Origin of the sequence: Brevundimonas sp., from assembly GCF_016463295.1 — a bacterium.
GTDB lineage: Bacteria > Pseudomonadota > Alphaproteobacteria > Caulobacterales > Caulobacteraceae > Brevundimonas.
In genome coordinates, this window is record NZ_JAEMRO010000044.1 from 1 (window position 1) to 17,595 (window position 17,595).

The following is a 17,595-nucleotide window of genomic DNA, read 5'->3' on the forward strand; positions in this document are numbered from 1 at the left end:
AGCTGGCGTCCGAAAAGAAATGCGGCCACCTGGGCGGCAAGGTCCTGATCCCGACGCAGGCGCATGAGCGCAATCTGGTCGCCGCCCGCCTGGCCGCCGACGTCATGGGCACGCCCACGATCACGGTCGCCCGCACCGACGCCGAAAGCGCCCAGCTGATCACCTCGGACATTGACGAGCGCGACCAGCCCTTCATCGACCGGGACAACCGCACGCCCGAAGGCTTCTTCCGCTTGAAGGAAGGCACCGGCCTGGATCACTGCATTGCGCGTGGCCTGTCCTATGCCAACATCGCCGACCTGCTGTGGTGGGAAACCAGCCACCCCGATCTGGACGACGCCAAACGCTTTGCCGAGGCGATTCAGAAAGAGCATCCCGGCAAGCTGATGGCCTACAACTGTTCCCCCTCCTTCAACTGGAAGGCCAAGCTGGACGACGCGACCATCGCCAAGTTCCAGCGCGAACTGGGGGCCATGGGCTACAAGTTCCAGTTCGTGACCCTGGCCGGCTTCCACAGCCTGAACAACGGCATGTTCGAGCTGGCCGATGGCTACCGCGATCGCGGCATGGCGGCCTATTCCGAGCTCCAGCAGCGCGAGTTCGCCAATGAGGCCATCGGCTACACCGCCACACGCCACCAGCGCGAGGTCGGCACCGGCTATTTCGACCAGGTCGCCACGGTCATTTCCAACGGCCAGTCCTCGACGACTGCCATGAAGGAATCGACCGAAACCGCCCAGTTCCAAGCCGCCGAATAGTCAGGAGACAGACCCATGGAACCGCTGCAACGCCCCCAGGCCATCATCGACTTCTGCCTGGCCCCGCTGGACCTCGATCCGTCGAACGAAGCTGCCACCGAGGTCCGCCGCCGCCTGGAGCATGTCATCAAGACGTTTCAGGCCAAGGCCCCCACACCCGTCGCCGTCGACTTCTCGCGCATGCCGTCACAGGTCATCAACGAGGCGGCCCACGGCTACGAATAAGACCGGTTTCGTCCCGCCGCCTGGCCCCGGTCAGGCGGCGAGGGCGGCCGTGCGATGGGGCAGGGTGCTGACCAGCTGGATCAGTTCCGCCGCATCGAACGGCTTGGCCAGATGCCGGTCGGCACCCGCCGCTGCACCCGCCTGAATATGTTCGCTTGAGGCGTTGGCCGTCAGCATGACGATCGGCGTCGGCTTCAGACCCGCCACCGCCTCCCATTGGCGGATTTCGCGTGTGGCCAGAAGGCCATCCATGACGGGCATCTGCATGTCCATCAGGACGACATCGAAATCGGACTGGCGGAAGGCCTCGACCGCCTCGGCGCCGTTCTCCGTCTCGACCAGTTCGGCATCTATCTGGCCCAGAATCATCTGGACCACCTTGCGGTTCACCGGATGATCGTCGGCCAGCAGGACGCGCAGGTGGCGATCGCTGGCCGCCGCCTCGATGATCGGAGCGGTCGCCGCAGGGGCTTGGGCGCGGGCCAGCGGCACGGTCAGTATGAAGGCTGACCCACCCCCCGGCTCGCTCTCGCAATCCAGCGTGCCGCCCATCATGCCAGCCAGTTGGTGGGAAATGGCCAGGCCAAGACCCGAGCCGCCGAACCGCCGCGTGATGGCCCCGTCGGCCTGTTCGAAGCGGCTGAACAGCCGGCTGCGCGTCTCGGCGTCGAAGCCGATGCCGGTGTCCTCGACCGTGAAGCGGATCATCGGACGACCGGCGCTGTCGGGTACGGGCAGGGCCGTCAGGGTGACCATGCCTCGCGCCGTGAACTTGACCGCATTGGAGACCAGATTGGTCAGGATCTGCTTGATCCGTACCACGTCGCCGACGACCCAGCCGTCCAGATCGGGTGCGATTTCCACGATCAGGCGCAGGCCTTTTTCACGGGCCATGGCTTTGAACAACTGCGCCGCCTCGCGTACGGCGCGGCCCAGATCGAACGGCTCGGGCGTCAGCTCCAGCCGCCCGGATTCGACCCGGGCCAAGTCCAGAATGTCGCTGAGCAGGACCTGCAGGGTCTGACCCGATGACTGGATCAGCTGAAGCATCTCCGTCTGCTGAGCCGACAAATCGGTCCGGGCTAGGGCCTGGGCCACGCCGATGACGCCGTTCAGGGGCGTGCGGATCTCATGGCTCATATTGGCCAGGAACTGGCTCTTGGCGGTGTTGGCGGCCTGGGCGGCATCGCGCGCCTCGGCCAGGGCCTGTGCATCGCGCTTCAGGTCGGTGATGTCGTTGACCAGGGTGACAATGCCGCCCTCTGCGGTCGCACGGTCCTGTACGCGCAGCCAGCGGCCGTCGGACAACTGCTGCTCGACCGTTTCGGACAAGCTGGCGCGCGCCTTCATCCGCTCCTCGATCCAGTCTGCCTCGCGGCCATGGCTTTCAGGATGGATGCCTGCGGCCAGATCGGCCTTCAGGATGTCGCGAAAGGTCATGCCGGCGACCAGCTTGGGCCCGACCTGAGGGTTCAGCTCGGCATAGCGGGCGTTCCAGAGGATCAGCCGATCCTGGGCGTCGTAGAAGCCCATGCCGTCGGGCATGGCCTGGATGGCCTCGCGAACCTGGGCGATCGCGCTGTGGCGGGACCAGTAGACGAGGCCGCCTAGGAAACCGGCGATGCCGATGCCCAGCGAGACCGAGCCCCGCACCCAGCCGCGCACGATGTCCTCGCTGACCAAGTGGGGATGGGGAACCGCGCCGGGGTCGGGCACGACGGTGATCGCCGCCAGGGTGATCAGATGCGACAGCAGAACGCCTGCGGCCGCCAGCCAGCCAGCGATCAGAACCTGACGCGTGTTCCTGTTGTTGTTCTGCCAGGCTCCGACGGCGGTGACGGCGGCACTGGCTGTGGCCGCCAGGGCGATGATGGTCCAGTCAAGCCGGATAGCCTGGCCCGTGACGTGCGTGCCCGTCAGGCTGAGAACCGCCATGGCGACGAAAAGGACGGCCCCCGCAGCCCCCGCGACGGCGCGCCAGGCGGCGGTCTTGCCGCGCGTCGAGATCAGGTAGGTCGTGCCGACCGAGGCCAGGGCCATCAGATAGGATCCGACCGTCAGCAGCGGATCGAAATGCAGCTCTCCGCCGAAGTCATAGCCATTCATGGCCACGAAATGGGTGGTCCACAGGGTCAGACAGCCGACGACGACCGAGCCCAGCGCCTTGGTCCGCCGACCACGATGCGCGCCCTCGCGGGCATCGGCCAACAGCTTGAACGCGATGGGTACGCCGACGGCACAGATCAGCGCGGCCATGCCGGCCCAGCGCCAGTCGTAATGCGCGTTCAGATGATCGAAAAACGTCAGCACTCAGCCCCCTGTCCCGACAAGCGTGACAGGAGAAGGTGAAAAAACCGTGCGGTCAGGCGACCGTGGGCTACGCCACCACGGCGGGCAGGGAGCGACCCAGGACTCGCACGGGATTGATCTGGCGATCGTTGCGACGCACCTCGAAATGCAGGTGCGGGCCAGTTGAGCGCCCGGTCGAGCCAACCAGGCCGATGCGCTCGCCGTCGCTGACCGTCGTGCCGGAGGCCACGTCGACGCGGCTGAGGTGGCCGTACAGGGTGGTCATGCCGTTCGGATGCCGAACCTCGATAAAGCGGCCATAGCCGTCGGGATCGTAGCCGGTGCGCAGGACGACGCCCTCGCTGGCCACATAGACGCTGGTGCCCATGGGGGCGGCGATGTCGACGCCGTCGTGGTGGCGTGCGGCCGCCTCGTCGGCCAGGCGGCGCAGGCCGAACGGCGAGTTGATGGCATAGCCGCGCACGGGCTCGGAGAAGGTGATCAGTCGCGTCACGGGGCCCGGAGTCTCGACGACTGCAGTCGTGGCGGTGACTTCGGGGGCCGGGCCGACGTCGAGGTCGGGCGCGACGTCTGAGTTCATGGGGGCGGCGGCGGCGGCGAAGACGGCCACGCTGGCCAGGACGGCCAGCTGGCTGGAGTGGATCAGGAAAGACCGGGCGGTCAGCATCAGGCGTCGCATGGCGGCGTCGGCTCCGTCTGGCTCTAAGAGCGGTTGGGGTGCCGACGGGCCGCGCAAGTCAGGCGACGCTCTCGGTCGGCGACCGGGAGGGCGTCGTTCTAAGGCTCGGTGGGGCGACTTTGGGGCCTCAAGGGGCGGCAGGTCGTCGCAGGGCGGAACGAAGAAGGGCGCGCGATCCAGACCGCGCGCCCCCACCTCATTCCTGGATTGCCGATTAGAGGGGCAGCTTAAAAGTGATGGCCCCCACATGGCTGTCGGCGCTGTCGCCGAAGCGACCGCGATAGCCCGCAGACATCCGGAATGGACCGACGTCGGCCTCGACGCCCGCCGAGGCGATCAGCGAGCCACCGAACGGATCGTCGAACGAGCGGGCCAGGATCTGGGCCGGGTTGCCGACGATGCCGACCCGCACATCGTCGCTGTCTTCGCCGAAGGTGTCGCGATAACCGCCCTCGACATAGAAGCTGACGTCGTTACCGCCGCCCTCGGCCCGCAGGGAGACCTCGCCGCTGGCCGCGGCCACCGTGCGGTCCTGATAGGCGTATTCGGCCGCGAAGCCCGTCTCGTTGTAGCCGTTCACGTCGGTCGAGACGTAGGACAGGGCTGCGCGTGGCGAAATGGCGATGCCGCCCATGTCGAACCACAGGCCCGCCTGGACCTTGGCCCCGACACTGCCGCCGTCGGTCTCGCCCAGATGGACGACCGGGGCCAGCGAAGTCACGCGCGAGATGTCGTCATACTGATCGATCGAGCCGCCGGCGGTGGCATTCACGAACATGTCGTTCATGCGCCAGCCGGCATAGGCGTCGAAGGCATAGGAGCGGACATCGAACTGCATCGCCCCGGCCTCGACCTCGGTCTCGCGCAGGGTGGCGGTGAAGCCGTAGCGGGCGGTGGGGGACGCCACATAGTCCAGACCGACCCGGCCACCCCAACCCGTGGCGTCGGCCGAGGCCACACTGCCGCGCGCATCCGTTTCGACGCTGTCGGCGATGACGGCGAAGGTCATGGCCGTGCCGGGCTCCCAGGCCGCATGGCCGGACACCATCTCTCCGGTCAGGTCCAGCAGGTCCTGGCGCTGGCGGAAGCCGGTCTCGGCCTGGACCGTCGATTGGGCACCGATGTCGCCGTAGTAGAGGTAGTCGTTGGCCAGACGCGCCAGCAGGCGGTGCCCGGCGGCGGTCGGGTGAACGCCGTCCCAGTACAGATAGCCGTCGGGGTTCGAGCAGACGCTGACCCCGGTGAAGCAGGAATCGGTCACATTGGTCAGGCCGAAGCGGCCCGGGTTGGCCCGCAGCGGATCGCTGATCTTGTACAGATCCATCAGGATGATGTTGCTGTTCGGTCGTGCGGCCGCCGTGGCGAACAGGTTGTTGAGAAGGGCGCTGTTGAACGTCGTGCCGGAGAAGTCCGCCAAGGCAGACCCGCTGGGTCCAATCAGGGGATTGGTCGCGGCGAACTGGGGCGTGATACCAAGCCGGGGAAGATTACTGACCAGGATGGTGCCGGCACCCGCCTGGGCGATGCTGTTGACGATCAGATTGATGTCGCTGGCGGCGGACAGCGCTACCGTCTGCATGGTGCTCTGGGCGGTCGCTGGGCTGGCAGCCGCGCCGGGGAAGGCTTGAAAGATATTGTTGGCACCGCCCAGAACGCTGACCAGATCATTGGCGCCGAAGGTGCCCCCAGCGTTCGTATAGGCCGCAAGCTGGGCCCGCATGCCGGGAGGGGAGGCGGCGAAGTCGGTCCGTGCGCCGCCGAAGGCATAGTTGACGCTGCCGGTCACCGGAGCACCCGCCGTGAAGCGCCCGGCGTTGAAGCCCAGCAGCTCGGTAAAGACCGGTCCGTTCGAGAAACGACCTTGGAAATAGGGGGCGGGCGGCTGGCCCGTCAGGGCGAACAGATTGCCATTGTCACTCAGGCTGTCGCCGAACACGACCAGTCGATTATAGGTCTGGGCCTGGGCAGCGCCGGCGGCGGCCCCGAAAGCGGCGACGGCCAGTGCGGCCGCGCAGGCGGTGCGCAGAAAACGAGACATATGATCCTCCCATCGGCCGTCATCATGCGACCGTTGAGGGGACTGTGCGCCCGTTCGCGCAGGACGCAAGATGCCGCTGCGTCAGCTTTCAATGCAACATTCGAAAGCGCAGCGTTCCGGCAACACTCTTCAGGGCACGGAGCGCTTCGGGATCATAGTCACGGTCGACGTCGGTGATGACATAGCCGGTGCGTTCGTCCGTCTTCAGATGCTGACCGAGGATGTTCAGACCGGCGGCGGCCAGCTCGCGGTTCAGTTCGGCCAGGACGCCCGGTTGATTGGTGTGGATGTGCAGGATGCGATGCGCGCCCGACACCTCGGCCAGTTGGACGTTGGGCAGGTTGACGCAGAATGTGGTGTCGCCCCGGTTCAGATAGCCCAGCAGCCGGTCCGCCGCGAACTCGGCGATGGCCTCCTGCGCCTCCTCGGTCGAGCCGCCGATGTGTGGCGTCAGGATGACGTTCTTCAGCCCCATCAGCGGGCTGTCGAACGGGTCGGCATTGGTGCGCGGCTCCTCGGGGAAGACGTCCAGCGCCGCCCCGCCGATCCGGCCCGCGCCGATCGCCTGGGCCAGGGCACCGATGTCGACCACATGGCCGCGCGACAGGTTCAGGAACAGGGTGCCGGGCTTCATCGCCTGAAACTGGGCCGCCCCGATCAGGTGGGTGTTCTCGGCCCGGCCGTCGACATGCAGCGACACGACGTCGGCCTCGGCCAGCAAGGCTTCCAGCGAGCGCATCCGCCGCGCGTTACCCAGCGCCAGTCGTTCCGACAGGTCATGAAAGATGACCCGCATGCCCAGCGCCTCGGCCAGCACGGACAGCTGCGAGCCTATGGCCCCATAGCCGACGATGCCCAGGGTCTTGCCGCGCAGCTCGCGCGAGCCGTCGGCGGACTTGTTCCACCGGCCCCGATGCATGGCGGCGGACTTGTCGGCCACGTCTCGCATCAGGGCGATGGTCAGGCCGATGGCCAGCTCGACCACGCTGCGGGTGTTGGAATAGGGGGCGTTGAAGACGGCGACGCCGCGCGCCGAGGCGGCCTCCAGATCGATCTGGTTGGTGCCGATGCAGAAGGCGGCGACGGCCATCAGCCGGTCGGCCTGTTCAAGGACGCGCGCGCTGACCGTGGTCTTGGAGCGGATGCCCAGGACGTGCACGCCCTTCAGCGCTTCAATCAGGTCGTCCTCATCCAGCGCGCCCTTGCGGGTCTCCACCGAATAGCCAGCCTCCTCCAGCCGATCGATGGCGGCGGGGTGGATGTTTTCCAGCAGCAGCATGCGGATGCGACTGCGGGGATAGGACCAGCGTCCGGCCAGGCCCTCGGTGTGCAGCAATTCATCCATCGAGGGAGCCTCGGCATCCGCGACCTCGACCACCCGCTCGCGCCGCACGATCTCGGTATAGGCATAGAAGCGGTCGGCGGCCCCGGCCAGCTTGACCTCGGCATCGTTCCAGCCGTCGCCGACCATGACGATGGGGCGGGGGAAATCCTGTGCGGCAATGACCCTGGGCTTGCCGTCGGCGTGCGCCAGGGGATTGGCCTGATCCACCCCAATGACGCGACCGGTGGGATCATACGTCAGGTCGTTGCAGAGGACCCGTGCCGGCGGGATTCCCAGCCGCTCGGCGATCGGGGCAATGATCTCGCGAAATCCGCCGGACAGGATGACGATGCGGTGCGCATTCTCGCGGAAGAAACGCAGGTTGCGCCGCACCGAAGGAGTGCCCTCATCGAGGATGCGGTCGGCCAGCGTCTGGACGTGGTCGCGGGTGAGAGGGAGCAAGCCCAGCCGCTGCCGAAGCGCGTCGCCGAACCCGATCTGACCGCTCATGGCCAGGTCGGTCAGTCGCGCGACCTCGGCGCGGATCGCATCAGCCTCAGGATGATCGGCCAGGGCGATGTCGGCCAGCGCTTCGAGCGTCTCGATGCGGACCAGCGTCGAATCAAAATCAAAAATAAGAGTCGCGGGATCGGCCATCCCGCGACCTTGTCTCACCTTCGCAAGTGCAGCAACCGCTTAGGTTGCCGGCGTACTAGAAGCGGCCCAGCTTGCGGATCTTGCTGTCGGGCTGCTGGGTATCGTAGGCGGCAGCGGCGATGGCCGCGGCCACGGTGATCAGAGCCAAGATGGCTCCGCCTTCCTTGGCATGGTCGCGGGCATAGTGACCGGCGTCGCTGGCGTAGCGGCGGGCGGTTTTGCCGTGCTTCTTCAAGGCCTTGCGCGAGCTGCGACGGGTGTCGTCGAACCAGCGGCTGGAGCGGTGACGCGCCTCGTCGGTGAAGTCGTGGGCCCGTTCGCCGGCGTCGGACAGGGTGCTGCGGACCGTGTCGGCCAGGCCGCCGAAGCGGCCGCGCAGGCCGTCGGTGTCGATCCAGCCGCGCGGATCGAACCGCTCGCGCAGACGCTCGTACCGCGTCGGGCCCGACCGCTGGTTCAGCAGGATGGCTGCGATGCCGATCCCGGCCAGGACGGCGACCACGCCGCCGGTGATGCCCGGATGTTTGCGGATTTCGTCGAGGGGGGAGAACTGCTGGTCCATGAAATGTCTGCCTTTTCGTGGGCGACGCCTGGGACGTCGAAACTCGCGAAACGCCCGTTCCGCGTTGCAGCAAGAGCGAACTACGCGGAAAGAGGTTCCCCGATATGGTCAAGGTTTTCGGCATGAAAACCGTCGCGATCCGGCAGGCCTTACGTTTGCCGCGCAGCGTTCCTATCTTGGCGTCCTTCCGACATTTGCCGTTCTCGACCAAAGGAGCCGTCGTGACCGATCACGCGCCCCACACCGCCGCCTCGCCCGTCCGCGACGACCTGGCCGCCGCCTTCCAGATCGAGGGATGGCCCGTGCGGGGTCGTCTGGTTCGACTGGGCGACACCATCGACACCATCCTGGCCGCGCATGACTATCCCGAGCCGGTCGCCGCCCTGCTGGGCGAGGCTTGCGCGCTCGCGGCCCTGGTAGGCTCCAGCCTGAAGTTCGAGGGCCGTCTGATCGTTCAGGCCCAGGGTGACGGGCCTGTCCGCTATGTCGTGGCCGACTATGACACCGACGGCCGGATGCGCGGCTATTGCCGGTTTGATGCCGACGAAGTCGCCGCCGCGTCGCAAGGCTTCGTTCGGCCCGGCGCGCGAGCGCTGCTGGGGCAGGGGGTGTTCGTCATGACCCTGGATCGCGGGCCCGACTTCGAGCGGACGCAGGGCATCACCCCCATCGAGGGCGAGAGCCTGTCGCTGGCCGCCGAACACTATTTCCAGCAGTCCGAACAGATCCCGACCAAGGTGCGCCTGGCCGTGGGCGAGGTCTCGACCGAGGCGGGCCGCAGCTGGCGCGCGGGCGGGGCCTTGATCCAGCTGATCGCGGGCGACGAGGCGCGCGGTTCGACCGAGGAGGCCTGGGACCGCAGCCGGGCGCTGTTCCACACCTTGGCCGACGACGAACTGCTGGACCCGACCATCACGCCCGAGACCCTGCTGTTTCGCCTGTTCCACGAGGACGGGGTGCGGCTTGAAGACGCCCGTGCCCTGGTCGCCGAGTGCCGATGCTCCAAGGACCGCATTGCCAGCGTCCTGACGTCCTTCACGCCCGAGGAACGCGCCGACATGGTCGAGCCCGACGGCAAGATCCGCGTCACCTGCGAATACTGCGCGACGGTCTATGAGCTGGAGCCGGAAGAGGTCGTGGCGGGCTGAAGCGCTGCGGGCGGGGAGGCGGTGGTCGGACCCACCGCCAGCACCCCGTCATAGGCTCCGTCTTCGACGCGGCCCAATCGGATGCCACGCGCGTCGGTGTCATGAATCGGGATGTCGGTGTGCGGACCACAGGTTTCGCGGCACCCCCAGCTGGCACCGCCTTGCTGCAAGATATCGAGTGTGAGGGTATCCACGCCGTGAAGGTGTCCGGCCGCAGGCAGGCCGATCCGAGGCCGGTCGGCCAGAGGCAGCTTGCGCGCATGCAGGTTGCCGATGAGGATGAACACTCGCGCCTGCGGCCGATCGACCAGAGGACGGCTCATGCCATGCGCCATCTCCAGTTCCCACCAGGCCTGATCCCGCCCCTCGATGACCGACATGCGCGCTGCGAACGGTCTGAGAACAATATCGTTGCCCGCCTGTTTCAGTCTCCAGAAACCGATCACCATGTCGAACATGGCCTGGCTGTGCCGACCATCGTTGCGCCGTGGATCGCCGAAGTCACCGGCCTGAAGATAACGGGTTGCCGTTGCCTCGTCCGGTGCGGCCATGACGAAATCCAGCAGAGGCTTGTCCGTCTCCGGCAGTTCCAGCCCGACCGAAACCGGGCCTTGCCGCGCCGCTTCGCAGACGAGGCCGAGGAACGCTTCGGGCGTCTCTACCGTGCCGTGGGTTTCGCCGACCACGATGATCCGCTCTGGTCGTGCCAGTAGGGCGGGCGTACCGACGGGCGCGTCGCAGCTGGTCTGGGCCGAAAGCAGTGCGGCGGCGAAGAGTGCGATCATGAAGGTCCCCCAAAGCGCCGTTGTGAATCGGCGACAATGGGTCGGGTGAGATTGTGGCGGACGCGTGGCTGCGCTTTCATTTGAACCGAGCGGGGCCGTCGCACATTAAGGCGGGCTATGATCCCGAGCCTGTTGTCTGCCCTGACCCTGTCCGTCGCCCCGATGGCGGATCCCGTACCGCCGTGCCGGTTCGCAGGCGAGGTACGCAGCTGGACGGCACAGGCGCTGGGGGCCTGGGATCGGCTGGATCGCGAACGGTTGCGCATCGCCCAGCCGGTGACGCCGAGCATCACCCTGTTCGACGCGCGGTGTGCCTATACGCTGACGCCGAGCGCGCGCGGCGATTTCCGGGTCGGTCTGCGCCGCTACAGCGCGCGGGCCAGCGCCCATGCCGGCCAGGTGGCTTTGCCCGACGGTTCCTCCGTGCCGGCATCGCGGCTGGCGTTCGCTTCGCCGACGTCGGACGGGGGCATGTTCTTCATCATGGCCCTGCCGTCGCTGTGGCAGGCCAACGGGTCGGAGCCGCGCGACTGGCGTCTGTTGTCCATGGTCGTCTTCATGCATGAGTTTGCCCATACCCAGCAGGGGGTTGGCTTGGGCCGGAGGGTCGACGACCTGCTGACGCGCGGCCTGCGCCGGGATGCCGATGACGACATCGTTCAGGACCGGTTCGGCACCCGACCCGGCTATGCCGCGGCCTATGAGGCCGAGCGCGATCTGTTCTACAGGGCAGCGAAGGCATCCGGCGATGAAGCGGCGCGGGCGGGTCTGGCCCAGGCGGCACGGCGGATGGCCGAACGCCGGGCACGCTGGCTCACCGGGACCGATACCGTTTATGCAGAGGCCGATGATGTCTTCCTGACGCTGGAGGGCACCGGCAACTGGGCCGCCTGGACCTGGCTGACCGATCCCCGCGGCGGACGGCTGTCGCCTGCGGATGCCACCACCTTCATCCGGGGTGGTCAGACGCAGTGGAGCCAAGATCACGGCCTGGGCATCATGCTGGCCCTGGACCGCGTCACGCCCGACTGGCCTGCCATCGCCTTTGCGCCGAGGGGCGTGACGGCCGATCAGCTGATCGCGCGGGCGCTGGAGAGGTAGTCAGGTGCGCGTCGAGTGACGGCCAGCCGCCGGCAGGCCTCGGGTCAGATGGTCCGAACCACCAGACGCGGGCCGTTGACGGCATCGACGATTACGCTGGTGCCGACCTCTGGTTCGGCACCTTCCAGGTCCGCAGGCCATTCGGCACCTGAGACGAAGACCCGACCGCGACCGTCGACGAAGGGATGGATGACCTGGGCCCGTTGGCCGATCAGACGGCTATCACGGGCGTTGATGTCGGGCGTGTCGGTCGGATTGACGCGTGTGATCAGGCGACGGGACAGCAGGGTGAAGGCGATGGTCAGGACCGCGAAGATCAGGACTTCGATCCCGAAGCCCAGCCGCACGCCGACGGCCGTCAGCACGGCGACGACGCCGGCCGAGACGGCGGGCCACAGCAGCCATTCGGTCGAGAAGGCCGCCTCGACCGCCAGCAGGATGACGCCGAGCGCAAGCCAGATCCAGAACGGGCTGGCGACATAGAAATCGACGACGGTGTCCATGACCTACTCCGTGGGCGGGACAGAGCCGCGCGGGCGCGGCGGGGCAGGGGGTGTGGTACGCACAGGTGCGGCCGTGCGGACGTCGCTGCGAGACTGCTGCTGCTCCTTGGCCAGGCCGACCAGTTCGCCCAGGCCCGCGATGGTACCGACCAGGCCCGACATTTCGGCGGGGACGATGACCGTCTTGGCGGTCGGGTTGCGGGCCAGTTCGGCGAAGGCCTCCACATACTTCTGGGCCACGAAGTAGTTGATGGCGTTGACGTCGCCGCGGGCGATGGCTTCCGACACCATGGCCGTGGCCTTGGCCTCGGCCTCGGCCTCGCGTTCGCGGGCCTCGGCGTCGCGGAAGGCGGCTTCGCGGCGGCCCTCGGCCTCCAGGATGGCGGCTTGCTTGGCCCCCTCGGCGCGGGCGATGGCGGCCTGTTTCTCGCCGTCGGCCTCGGTGATGACGGCGCGACGTTCACGCTCGGCCTTCATCTGACGGGCCATGGCATTGGTGATGTCGACCGGCGGGGTCAAGTCCTTGATCTCGATCCGGTTGACCTTGACGCCCCAGGGCTCGGTCGCCGCATCGATGACCGTCAGCAGGCGCGAGTTGATGCTGTCACGCTGGAACAGCACCTCGTCCAGCTCCATCGAACCAACGACGGTCCGCAGGTTGGTCGAGCACAACTGGGTGATCGCATAGGGCAGGTTCTCGACGCGGTAGGCCGCAGCCGACGCCTCCATGACCTGGATGAAGACGATGGCGTCCACCTTGACCATGGCGTTGTCCTTGGTGATCACCTCTTGCTGAGGCACATCGAGCACTTGTTCCATCATGTTCATGCGCCGCCCGACCCGCTCCACGAAGGGGGTCAGCAGGCTGATGCCCGGCGTCAGGGTGCGGGTATATTTGCCGAAGCGTTCAATGGTGAACTCGCGCCCCTGAGGCACGATCTTGACCACGCTGAACAGCAGCACAAAGGCCAGTACGACCAGGAAAATAGCGAAATACAGCATCAACAGCCTCCCCTTGTGCGGTGAGCCTAGCACCACCGTTCGGCCAACGTCAGCGAAACCGGACGCGCCGAAGATGACAATGGCGTAATCTTCACCTTCTGACGGCGGCCAAGGCGATAATTCGCCGCGTCTCGGACCAGTCGATCAGAGCCTCGACCTGATCCAGCGGCACGAACCGCGCCTCCAGCGCATCGTCGCCGGCGATGGGCTCTCCAGACACCCATTCGGCCGCATAGTCGATCAACACATAGTGCAGCCCCGCCTCGGAGAAGAGGCCGTCCACCACGTCGATCAGACCAGTGATCTGCGCCGTGACGCCCGTCTCCTCGACCAGTTCGCGCAAAGCCGCATCGACGGCCCGCTCCCCCGGTTCAATCCGGCCGCCTGGCAGGCTCCATTCGCCCGCTCGGGGCGGCTTGCCACGCCGGATCAGCAGGACCTCTTGGCCCCGCAGGCAGACGACGCCGACGGCGGGGATGGGAGAGGCAGCAGATTTCGACATGGTCCAACTTTGATGGACCAACATTGCAGTACATGCTAGCCTTCGACCATGACTACGATGAATATCGCCGAAGCCAAGTCGAAGCTGTCCGAACTTGTCGCTCGTGCCGAAGCGGGTGAGGAAGTCGTCATCGCGCGCAACGGAAAGGCGGCGGCACTTTTGGTGGCTGCCAAGACGGCTACGGCGGCAAAGCAGCGTCGTCCTATTGGTATGTGGGATCATCTGGGCTTGAAGCTCAACGATGACGTTTTCTTCCAGCGTGATCTCGAGCTGGAACAGGCTGCCGAGAACAGCCGTGTCTTCCCGCCGGACGAATGAAGCTTCTGCTCGACACACACGCGTTCGCTTGGGCGCTGGCGCGCTCTGACAGACTGCCCGCCCGGGTGCTTGATCAGATCACTGATCCTGCCAACGAAGTCTGGGTCAGTGCCGCAACCGTGTATGAACTGGATTACAAGCGACCCTTCGACAGGGATATCGCCATTCTCCCTCCCGATCTCATATCTGCAGGTCTGCAACAGGGATACGGTTGGCTGGATATCACGCCGGAACACATGCATCTGGCTGCCAATCTGGACCGGGTGCACAAGGATCCCTGGGATCGGCTGATAGCGGCCCAGGCCTTGGCTGAAACGCTGTTGTTGATTACCCGCGATCCGGCCATCGCGACGATGGGCGCGAAGGTGATGTGGTGATTTCGACAGCTGGTCTTTCCGCCCTGAAATCCGCCCTGGGCCCCGGCGGCTGGACCGAGGATCCCGCCGATATCGCGCCCTGGCTGACCGAGTGGCGCAATCGCTGGCAGGGCCATACGCCGCTGATGCTGACGCCCCGCTCGACGGAGGAAGTCGCTCGCGCCGTTCGCATCTGCGCCGGGCATCGCGTGGCCATCGTGCCCCAGGGTGGCGACACCGGCCTGGTCGGGGGCCAGATTCCCTACGGTGAAGTGCTGCTGTCGACGCGCAAGCTGCGGGCCGTCCGCGATGTCACCGCGCTGGACGACGCCATGACGGTCGAGGCGGGGGTCACCCTGCTGGAGGCGCAACAGGCCGCCACGGCCGCGGATCGCATGTTTCCACTCAGCCTCGCCGCCGAGGGGACAGCCACCATCGGCGGCGTCATCTCGACCAATGCGGGCGGCACGGCCGTGATCCGCTACGGCGTCATGCGCGATCTGGTCCTAGGCATCGAGGCAGTCATGCCCGACGGCGAGGTCTTCCACGGCCTGAAAAGGCTGCGCAAGGACAACACAGGCTACGATTTGAAACAGCTGCTGATCGGGGCGGAGGGCACGTTGGGCGTCGTCACGGCCGCCACGCTGAAGCTGTTTCCGATCATGCGCAGCCGCGCCACCGCCGTGGTCGGTCTGGACAGTCCGCATGCCGCCATCGACCTGCTGGCCCGCGCCAAGGCCGAGACGGGGGGCGGGGTCGAGGCGTTCGAGCTGATGAAGCGCATCGGCGTCGAGTTTGCCCTGAAGCATATCCCCGACACGCGTGAACCGCTGGATAGTACGCCACCTTGGTACATCCTGATCGAGCTGGTGTCCGGAGAGCCGGGCGGGGCCGAGGCGGGGATGGAGCGGCTGCTGACCACGGCCTTCGAGACCGGACTGATCACAGACGCCGCCATCGCCCAGAACGACGCTCAGCGGGCCGCCTTCTGGAAGATGCGCGAGGAGCAGTCCGCCGCCCAGAAGCCCGAGGGCGGGGGCTGGAAACACGACGTCTCCGTGCCTGTATCCCGCATCGCCGACTTTCTGGACGAGGCGACGGCGGCGGTCGAACGCTTTCATGCCGGAGCCCGCGTCAGCGCCTTCGGCCACGTCGGTGACGGCAATATGCACTACGATGTGTTGTGTCCGCCGGGGGCTGACCTGCCCGCCTTTCTGGCGCGGTGGGAGGAGGGGTCGCGGATCGTCCACGATATCGTAGCCTGCTACGACGGCTCCATCTCGGCCGAGCACGGTCTGGGTCGTCTGAAGACGGACGAGGCCCGGCGCTACAAGTCTCCGATGGAGATCCGAACGATGCAGGCCATCCGCGCTTCCATCGACCCGCACCGGATCATGAACCCGGCGGTGCTGTTCTAGCTAGGCGAAGCGCACTAGCGTCTGCGCATGAGCACGCCCGAGACGCCGATCCGCAACCGCTGGACCCTGATCGGGCCCGGTATCGTCGTGGCCGCGACAGGCGTGGGGGCGGGCGATCTGGTCGCTACCCTGATCGCCGGGTCGCGCTTCGGCTATGCCCTCTTGTGGGCGGCCATCCTGGGCACATTGCTGAAGATCGCCCTGGCCGAGGCGGTCGGCCGCTGGACCTTGGCGGGCGAGCGCACGATCTTCGACGGCTGGTCCAGCCTGGGCGGCGCGTTTCGGGTCGGAAAGCTGGGCGGCAACTTGAACTGGGCGGGCATCTATTTCGGCGTCTATGTCGTCATCTGGGGCTTCGTCTATGGCGCGGCGGCCATGACGGCGACGGCCCTGCCGCTGGCAGCGCTGTTCCCGGTTCTGGACCTTAAGGTCTGGGGGATTCTCAGCGGCCTGGCGGGTCTGGCCTTCGTCTGGTTCGGCCACTACGGCCTGTTCGAAAAGGTCATGACCGCCTGCGTCGGGGTGATGTTCGTCACCGTCATCGGCCTGGCCGTCATCGTCGCGCCGGACCTGCCCGCGCTGGCCACCGGCCTGTGGCCCAGCCTGCCGCCGGGTTCGGCCTTCTATACGCTGGGCCTGATCGGCGGCGTCGGCGGCACCATCACCATGGCGGCCTACGGCTACTGGCTGAACGCCAAGGGCTGGAAGGGGCCGGGCTGGATGCGGGTCATGCGGCTGGACAACCGCGTCGGCTATGTGGTCACCGGCGTTTTTGTCGTGGCCATGCTGATTGTCGGGGCCGAACTGCTGTTCAGCGCGGGCATTGCGCTCCAGGGCGGAGAGCGCGGCCTGCTGGACCTGGACCAGGTGCTGCGTGACCGGTTCGGGCGTCCGATCTCCATCCTGTTCCTGGTCGGCTTCTGGGCGACCAGCTTCTCCAGCCTGCTGGGCGTCTGGCAGGGGGTCAGCCTGATGTTCGCCGACTTCATCGCCCATGTGCGGGGTCGGGCCGGGGACGATGCCGTGCGCGGCGAGCGCAGCCGGGCGTTTCGGGGCTATGCCCTGTGGCTGACGATCCCGCCCGTCGCCCTGCTGTTCATGGACCGCCCCTTCGGTCTGATCGTGGCCTATGGCGTGCTGGGCAGCGTCTTCATGCCCTTCCTGGCCGGGACACTGCTGTGGCTGCTGAACAGTGATCGGGTGCCGAAGGAATGGCGTAACGGCTGGCTGTCCAACCTCATGCTGACCGGAGCCACCGTTCTGTTTGCCGTCCTGGCGGGGCGAGAGTTGATCGGCCTCTTCCAATAGACGCTTTTCCGGCCCGGCTTGCCGCTGCGACACCTTTCGCCTAACCCGTGCGGCGTTGAATCAACGGACTACGGATCGATCATGACCCTCGCTCTTCTGTTCCCCGGACAAGGCAGCCAGTCGGTCGGCATGGGGGCGTCGCTTGCCGACGCCTTCGCCAGTGCCCGCGAGGTCTATGCCGAAATCGACGACGCCCTGGGCCAGAAGTTGTCGGTTCTGATGCGCGAGGGGCCGGAGGATCAGCTCACCCTGACCGAGAATGCCCAGCCCGCCCTGATGGCTGTCTCCCTGGCCGCCGCCCGCGTGCTGAAGGTCGAGTTCGGCGTGGAGGTCAGCCGCGCCGCCTTTGTCGCCGGGCATTCTCTGGGTGAGTATTCGGCCCTGTGCGCCGCCGGGGCCCTGACCCTGGCCGACACAGCCCGGCTGCTGAAACTGCGCGGTCAGGCCATGCAGCGCGCCGTTCCGGTGGGGCAGGGGGCCATGGCTTCGCTGATCGGGCCCAAGACCGATCTGGCCCTGGCTGAGGCGGCCGCCGCTGCGGGCTCCGAGGTCGGGGTCTGCGTCGTCGCCAATGACAACAACGCCGGCAACATCGTCATCT

The 17,595-nt window shown here is 66.8% G+C and carries 17 protein-coding genes and 2 pseudogenes; 9 read left to right on the forward strand and 10 right to left on the reverse strand.

All coding sequences use genetic code 11. The features are described 5' to 3' along the window. A pseudogene (locus tag JHC81_RS09725) lies at positions 1-758 on the forward strand (isocitrate lyase); the annotation flags it as partial. Positions 759-773: 15 nt separating this feature from the next. Continuing rightward, positions 774-983, forward strand: a complete 210-nt coding sequence (locus JHC81_RS09730; RefSeq protein ID WP_292173887.1) for a hypothetical protein — start codon at positions 774-776, stop codon at positions 981-983. Between the two features lie 30 nt (positions 984-1,013). On the opposite strand, the gene JHC81_RS09735 is transcribed toward JHC81_RS09730, so the two are convergent. From JHC81_RS09735 to JHC81_RS09755, 6 genes and pseudogenes are all read right to left on the reverse strand, one after another. Then, the gene (locus JHC81_RS09735; protein ID WP_292173889.1) at positions 1,014-3,293 is read right to left on the reverse strand and encodes a response regulator; all 2,280 of its coding nucleotides are present in this window, start codon (positions 3,291-3,293) and stop codon (positions 1,014-1,016) included. Positions 3,294-3,360: 67 nt separating this feature from the next. After that, positions 3,361-3,972 carry a M23 family metallopeptidase gene (locus JHC81_RS09740; RefSeq protein ID WP_292173891.1) on the reverse strand — a complete coding sequence of 204 codons (612 nt, stop codon included), beginning with the start codon at positions 3,970-3,972 and terminating at the stop codon, positions 3,361-3,363. A gap of 214 nt (positions 3,973-4,186) precedes the next feature. Beyond that, positions 4,187-6,010, reverse strand: a complete 1,824-nt coding sequence (locus JHC81_RS09745) for an autotransporter domain-containing protein (RefSeq protein ID WP_292173894.1) — start codon at positions 6,008-6,010, stop codon at positions 4,187-4,189. Positions 6,011-6,098: 88 nt separating this feature from the next. Further along, the gene (gene serA, locus JHC81_RS14435) at positions 6,099-7,328 is read right to left on the reverse strand and encodes a phosphoglycerate dehydrogenase (protein ID WP_366466016.1); all 1,230 of its coding nucleotides are present in this window, start codon (positions 7,326-7,328) and stop codon (positions 6,099-6,101) included. Between the two features lie 135 nt (positions 7,329-7,463). Next, positions 7,464-7,991, reverse strand: a pseudogene (locus JHC81_RS14440) (HAD-IB family phosphatase); the annotation flags it as partial. Positions 7,992-8,046: 55 nt separating this feature from the next. After that, the gene (locus JHC81_RS09755) at positions 8,047-8,553 is read right to left on the reverse strand and encodes a hypothetical protein (RefSeq protein WP_292173899.1); all 507 of its coding nucleotides are present in this window, start codon (positions 8,551-8,553) and stop codon (positions 8,047-8,049) included. Positions 8,554-8,774: 221 nt separating this feature from the next. Here JHC81_RS09755 and JHC81_RS09760 point away from each other — a divergent pair, with 221 nt between their 5' ends. Continuing rightward, on the forward strand, positions 8,775-9,701 hold the full coding sequence (locus JHC81_RS09760; protein WP_292173900.1) for an Hsp33 family molecular chaperone: 927 nt from the start codon (positions 8,775-8,777) through the stop codon (positions 9,699-9,701). Here JHC81_RS09760 and JHC81_RS09765 read toward each other — a convergent pair. Then, a complete protein-coding gene (locus JHC81_RS09765; protein ID WP_292173901.1) occupies positions 9,665-10,486 on the reverse strand; it encodes a hypothetical protein in 822 nt (273 codons plus the stop codon). The two genes, JHC81_RS09760 and JHC81_RS09765, sit on opposite strands and share 37 nt — an antisense overlap. A 117-nt stretch (positions 10,487-10,603) precedes the next feature. Here JHC81_RS09765 and JHC81_RS09770 point away from each other — a divergent pair, with 117 nt between their 5' ends. Next, entirely contained in the window at positions 10,604-11,587 is a 984-nt protein-coding gene (locus JHC81_RS09770) for a hypothetical protein (RefSeq protein ID WP_292173903.1), read from the forward strand. Positions 11,588-11,631: 44 nt separating this feature from the next. Here the strand turns inward: JHC81_RS09770 and JHC81_RS09775 are convergent, their stop codons facing one another. The 3 genes from JHC81_RS09775 to JHC81_RS09785 all read right to left on the reverse strand — a co-directional run bounded on the left by JHC81_RS09775 (position 11,632) and on the right by JHC81_RS09785 (position 13,594). Next, positions 11,632-12,090, reverse strand: a complete 459-nt coding sequence (locus tag JHC81_RS09775; protein ID WP_292173905.1) for an NfeD family protein — start codon at positions 12,088-12,090, stop codon at positions 11,632-11,634. Between the two features lie 3 nt (positions 12,091-12,093). Then, on the reverse strand, positions 12,094-13,092 hold the full coding sequence (locus tag JHC81_RS09780; RefSeq protein WP_292173907.1) for an SPFH domain-containing protein: 999 nt from the start codon (positions 13,090-13,092) through the stop codon (positions 12,094-12,096). A 91-nt stretch (positions 13,093-13,183) separates the two neighbouring features. After that, a complete protein-coding gene (locus JHC81_RS09785; protein ID WP_292173910.1) occupies positions 13,184-13,594 on the reverse strand; it encodes an NUDIX hydrolase in 411 nt (136 codons plus the stop codon). A 57-nt stretch (positions 13,595-13,651) separates the two neighbouring features. Between JHC81_RS09785 and JHC81_RS09790 the strand changes: the two genes are divergently transcribed. The 5 genes from JHC81_RS09790 to JHC81_RS09810 form a co-directional block, all read left to right on the forward strand. Further along, entirely contained in the window at positions 13,652-13,912 is a 261-nt protein-coding gene (locus JHC81_RS09790; protein ID WP_292173913.1) for a type II toxin-antitoxin system prevent-host-death family antitoxin, read from the forward strand. Beyond that, entirely contained in the window at positions 13,909-14,289 is a 381-nt protein-coding gene (locus tag JHC81_RS09795; protein ID WP_292173916.1) for a type II toxin-antitoxin system VapC family toxin, read from the forward strand. The genes JHC81_RS09790 and JHC81_RS09795 overlap by 4 nt, the downstream gene beginning before the upstream one ends. After that, the gene (locus JHC81_RS09800) at positions 14,289-15,686 is read left to right on the forward strand and encodes an FAD-binding oxidoreductase (protein WP_292173922.1); all 1,398 of its coding nucleotides are present in this window, start codon (positions 14,289-14,291) and stop codon (positions 15,684-15,686) included. Before JHC81_RS09795 ends, JHC81_RS09800 begins: the two co-directional genes overlap by 1 nt. A 27-nt stretch (positions 15,687-15,713) precedes the next feature. Then, positions 15,714-16,994, forward strand: coding sequence for an Nramp family divalent metal transporter (locus JHC81_RS09805; protein WP_292173918.1), 1,281 nt, complete (start codon positions 15,714-15,716; stop codon positions 16,992-16,994). 81 nt (positions 16,995-17,075) lie between these two features. Then, on the forward strand, positions 17,076-17,595 hold a 520-nt coding region (locus tag JHC81_RS09810; RefSeq protein WP_292173920.1), incomplete at its 3' end, for an ACP S-malonyltransferase.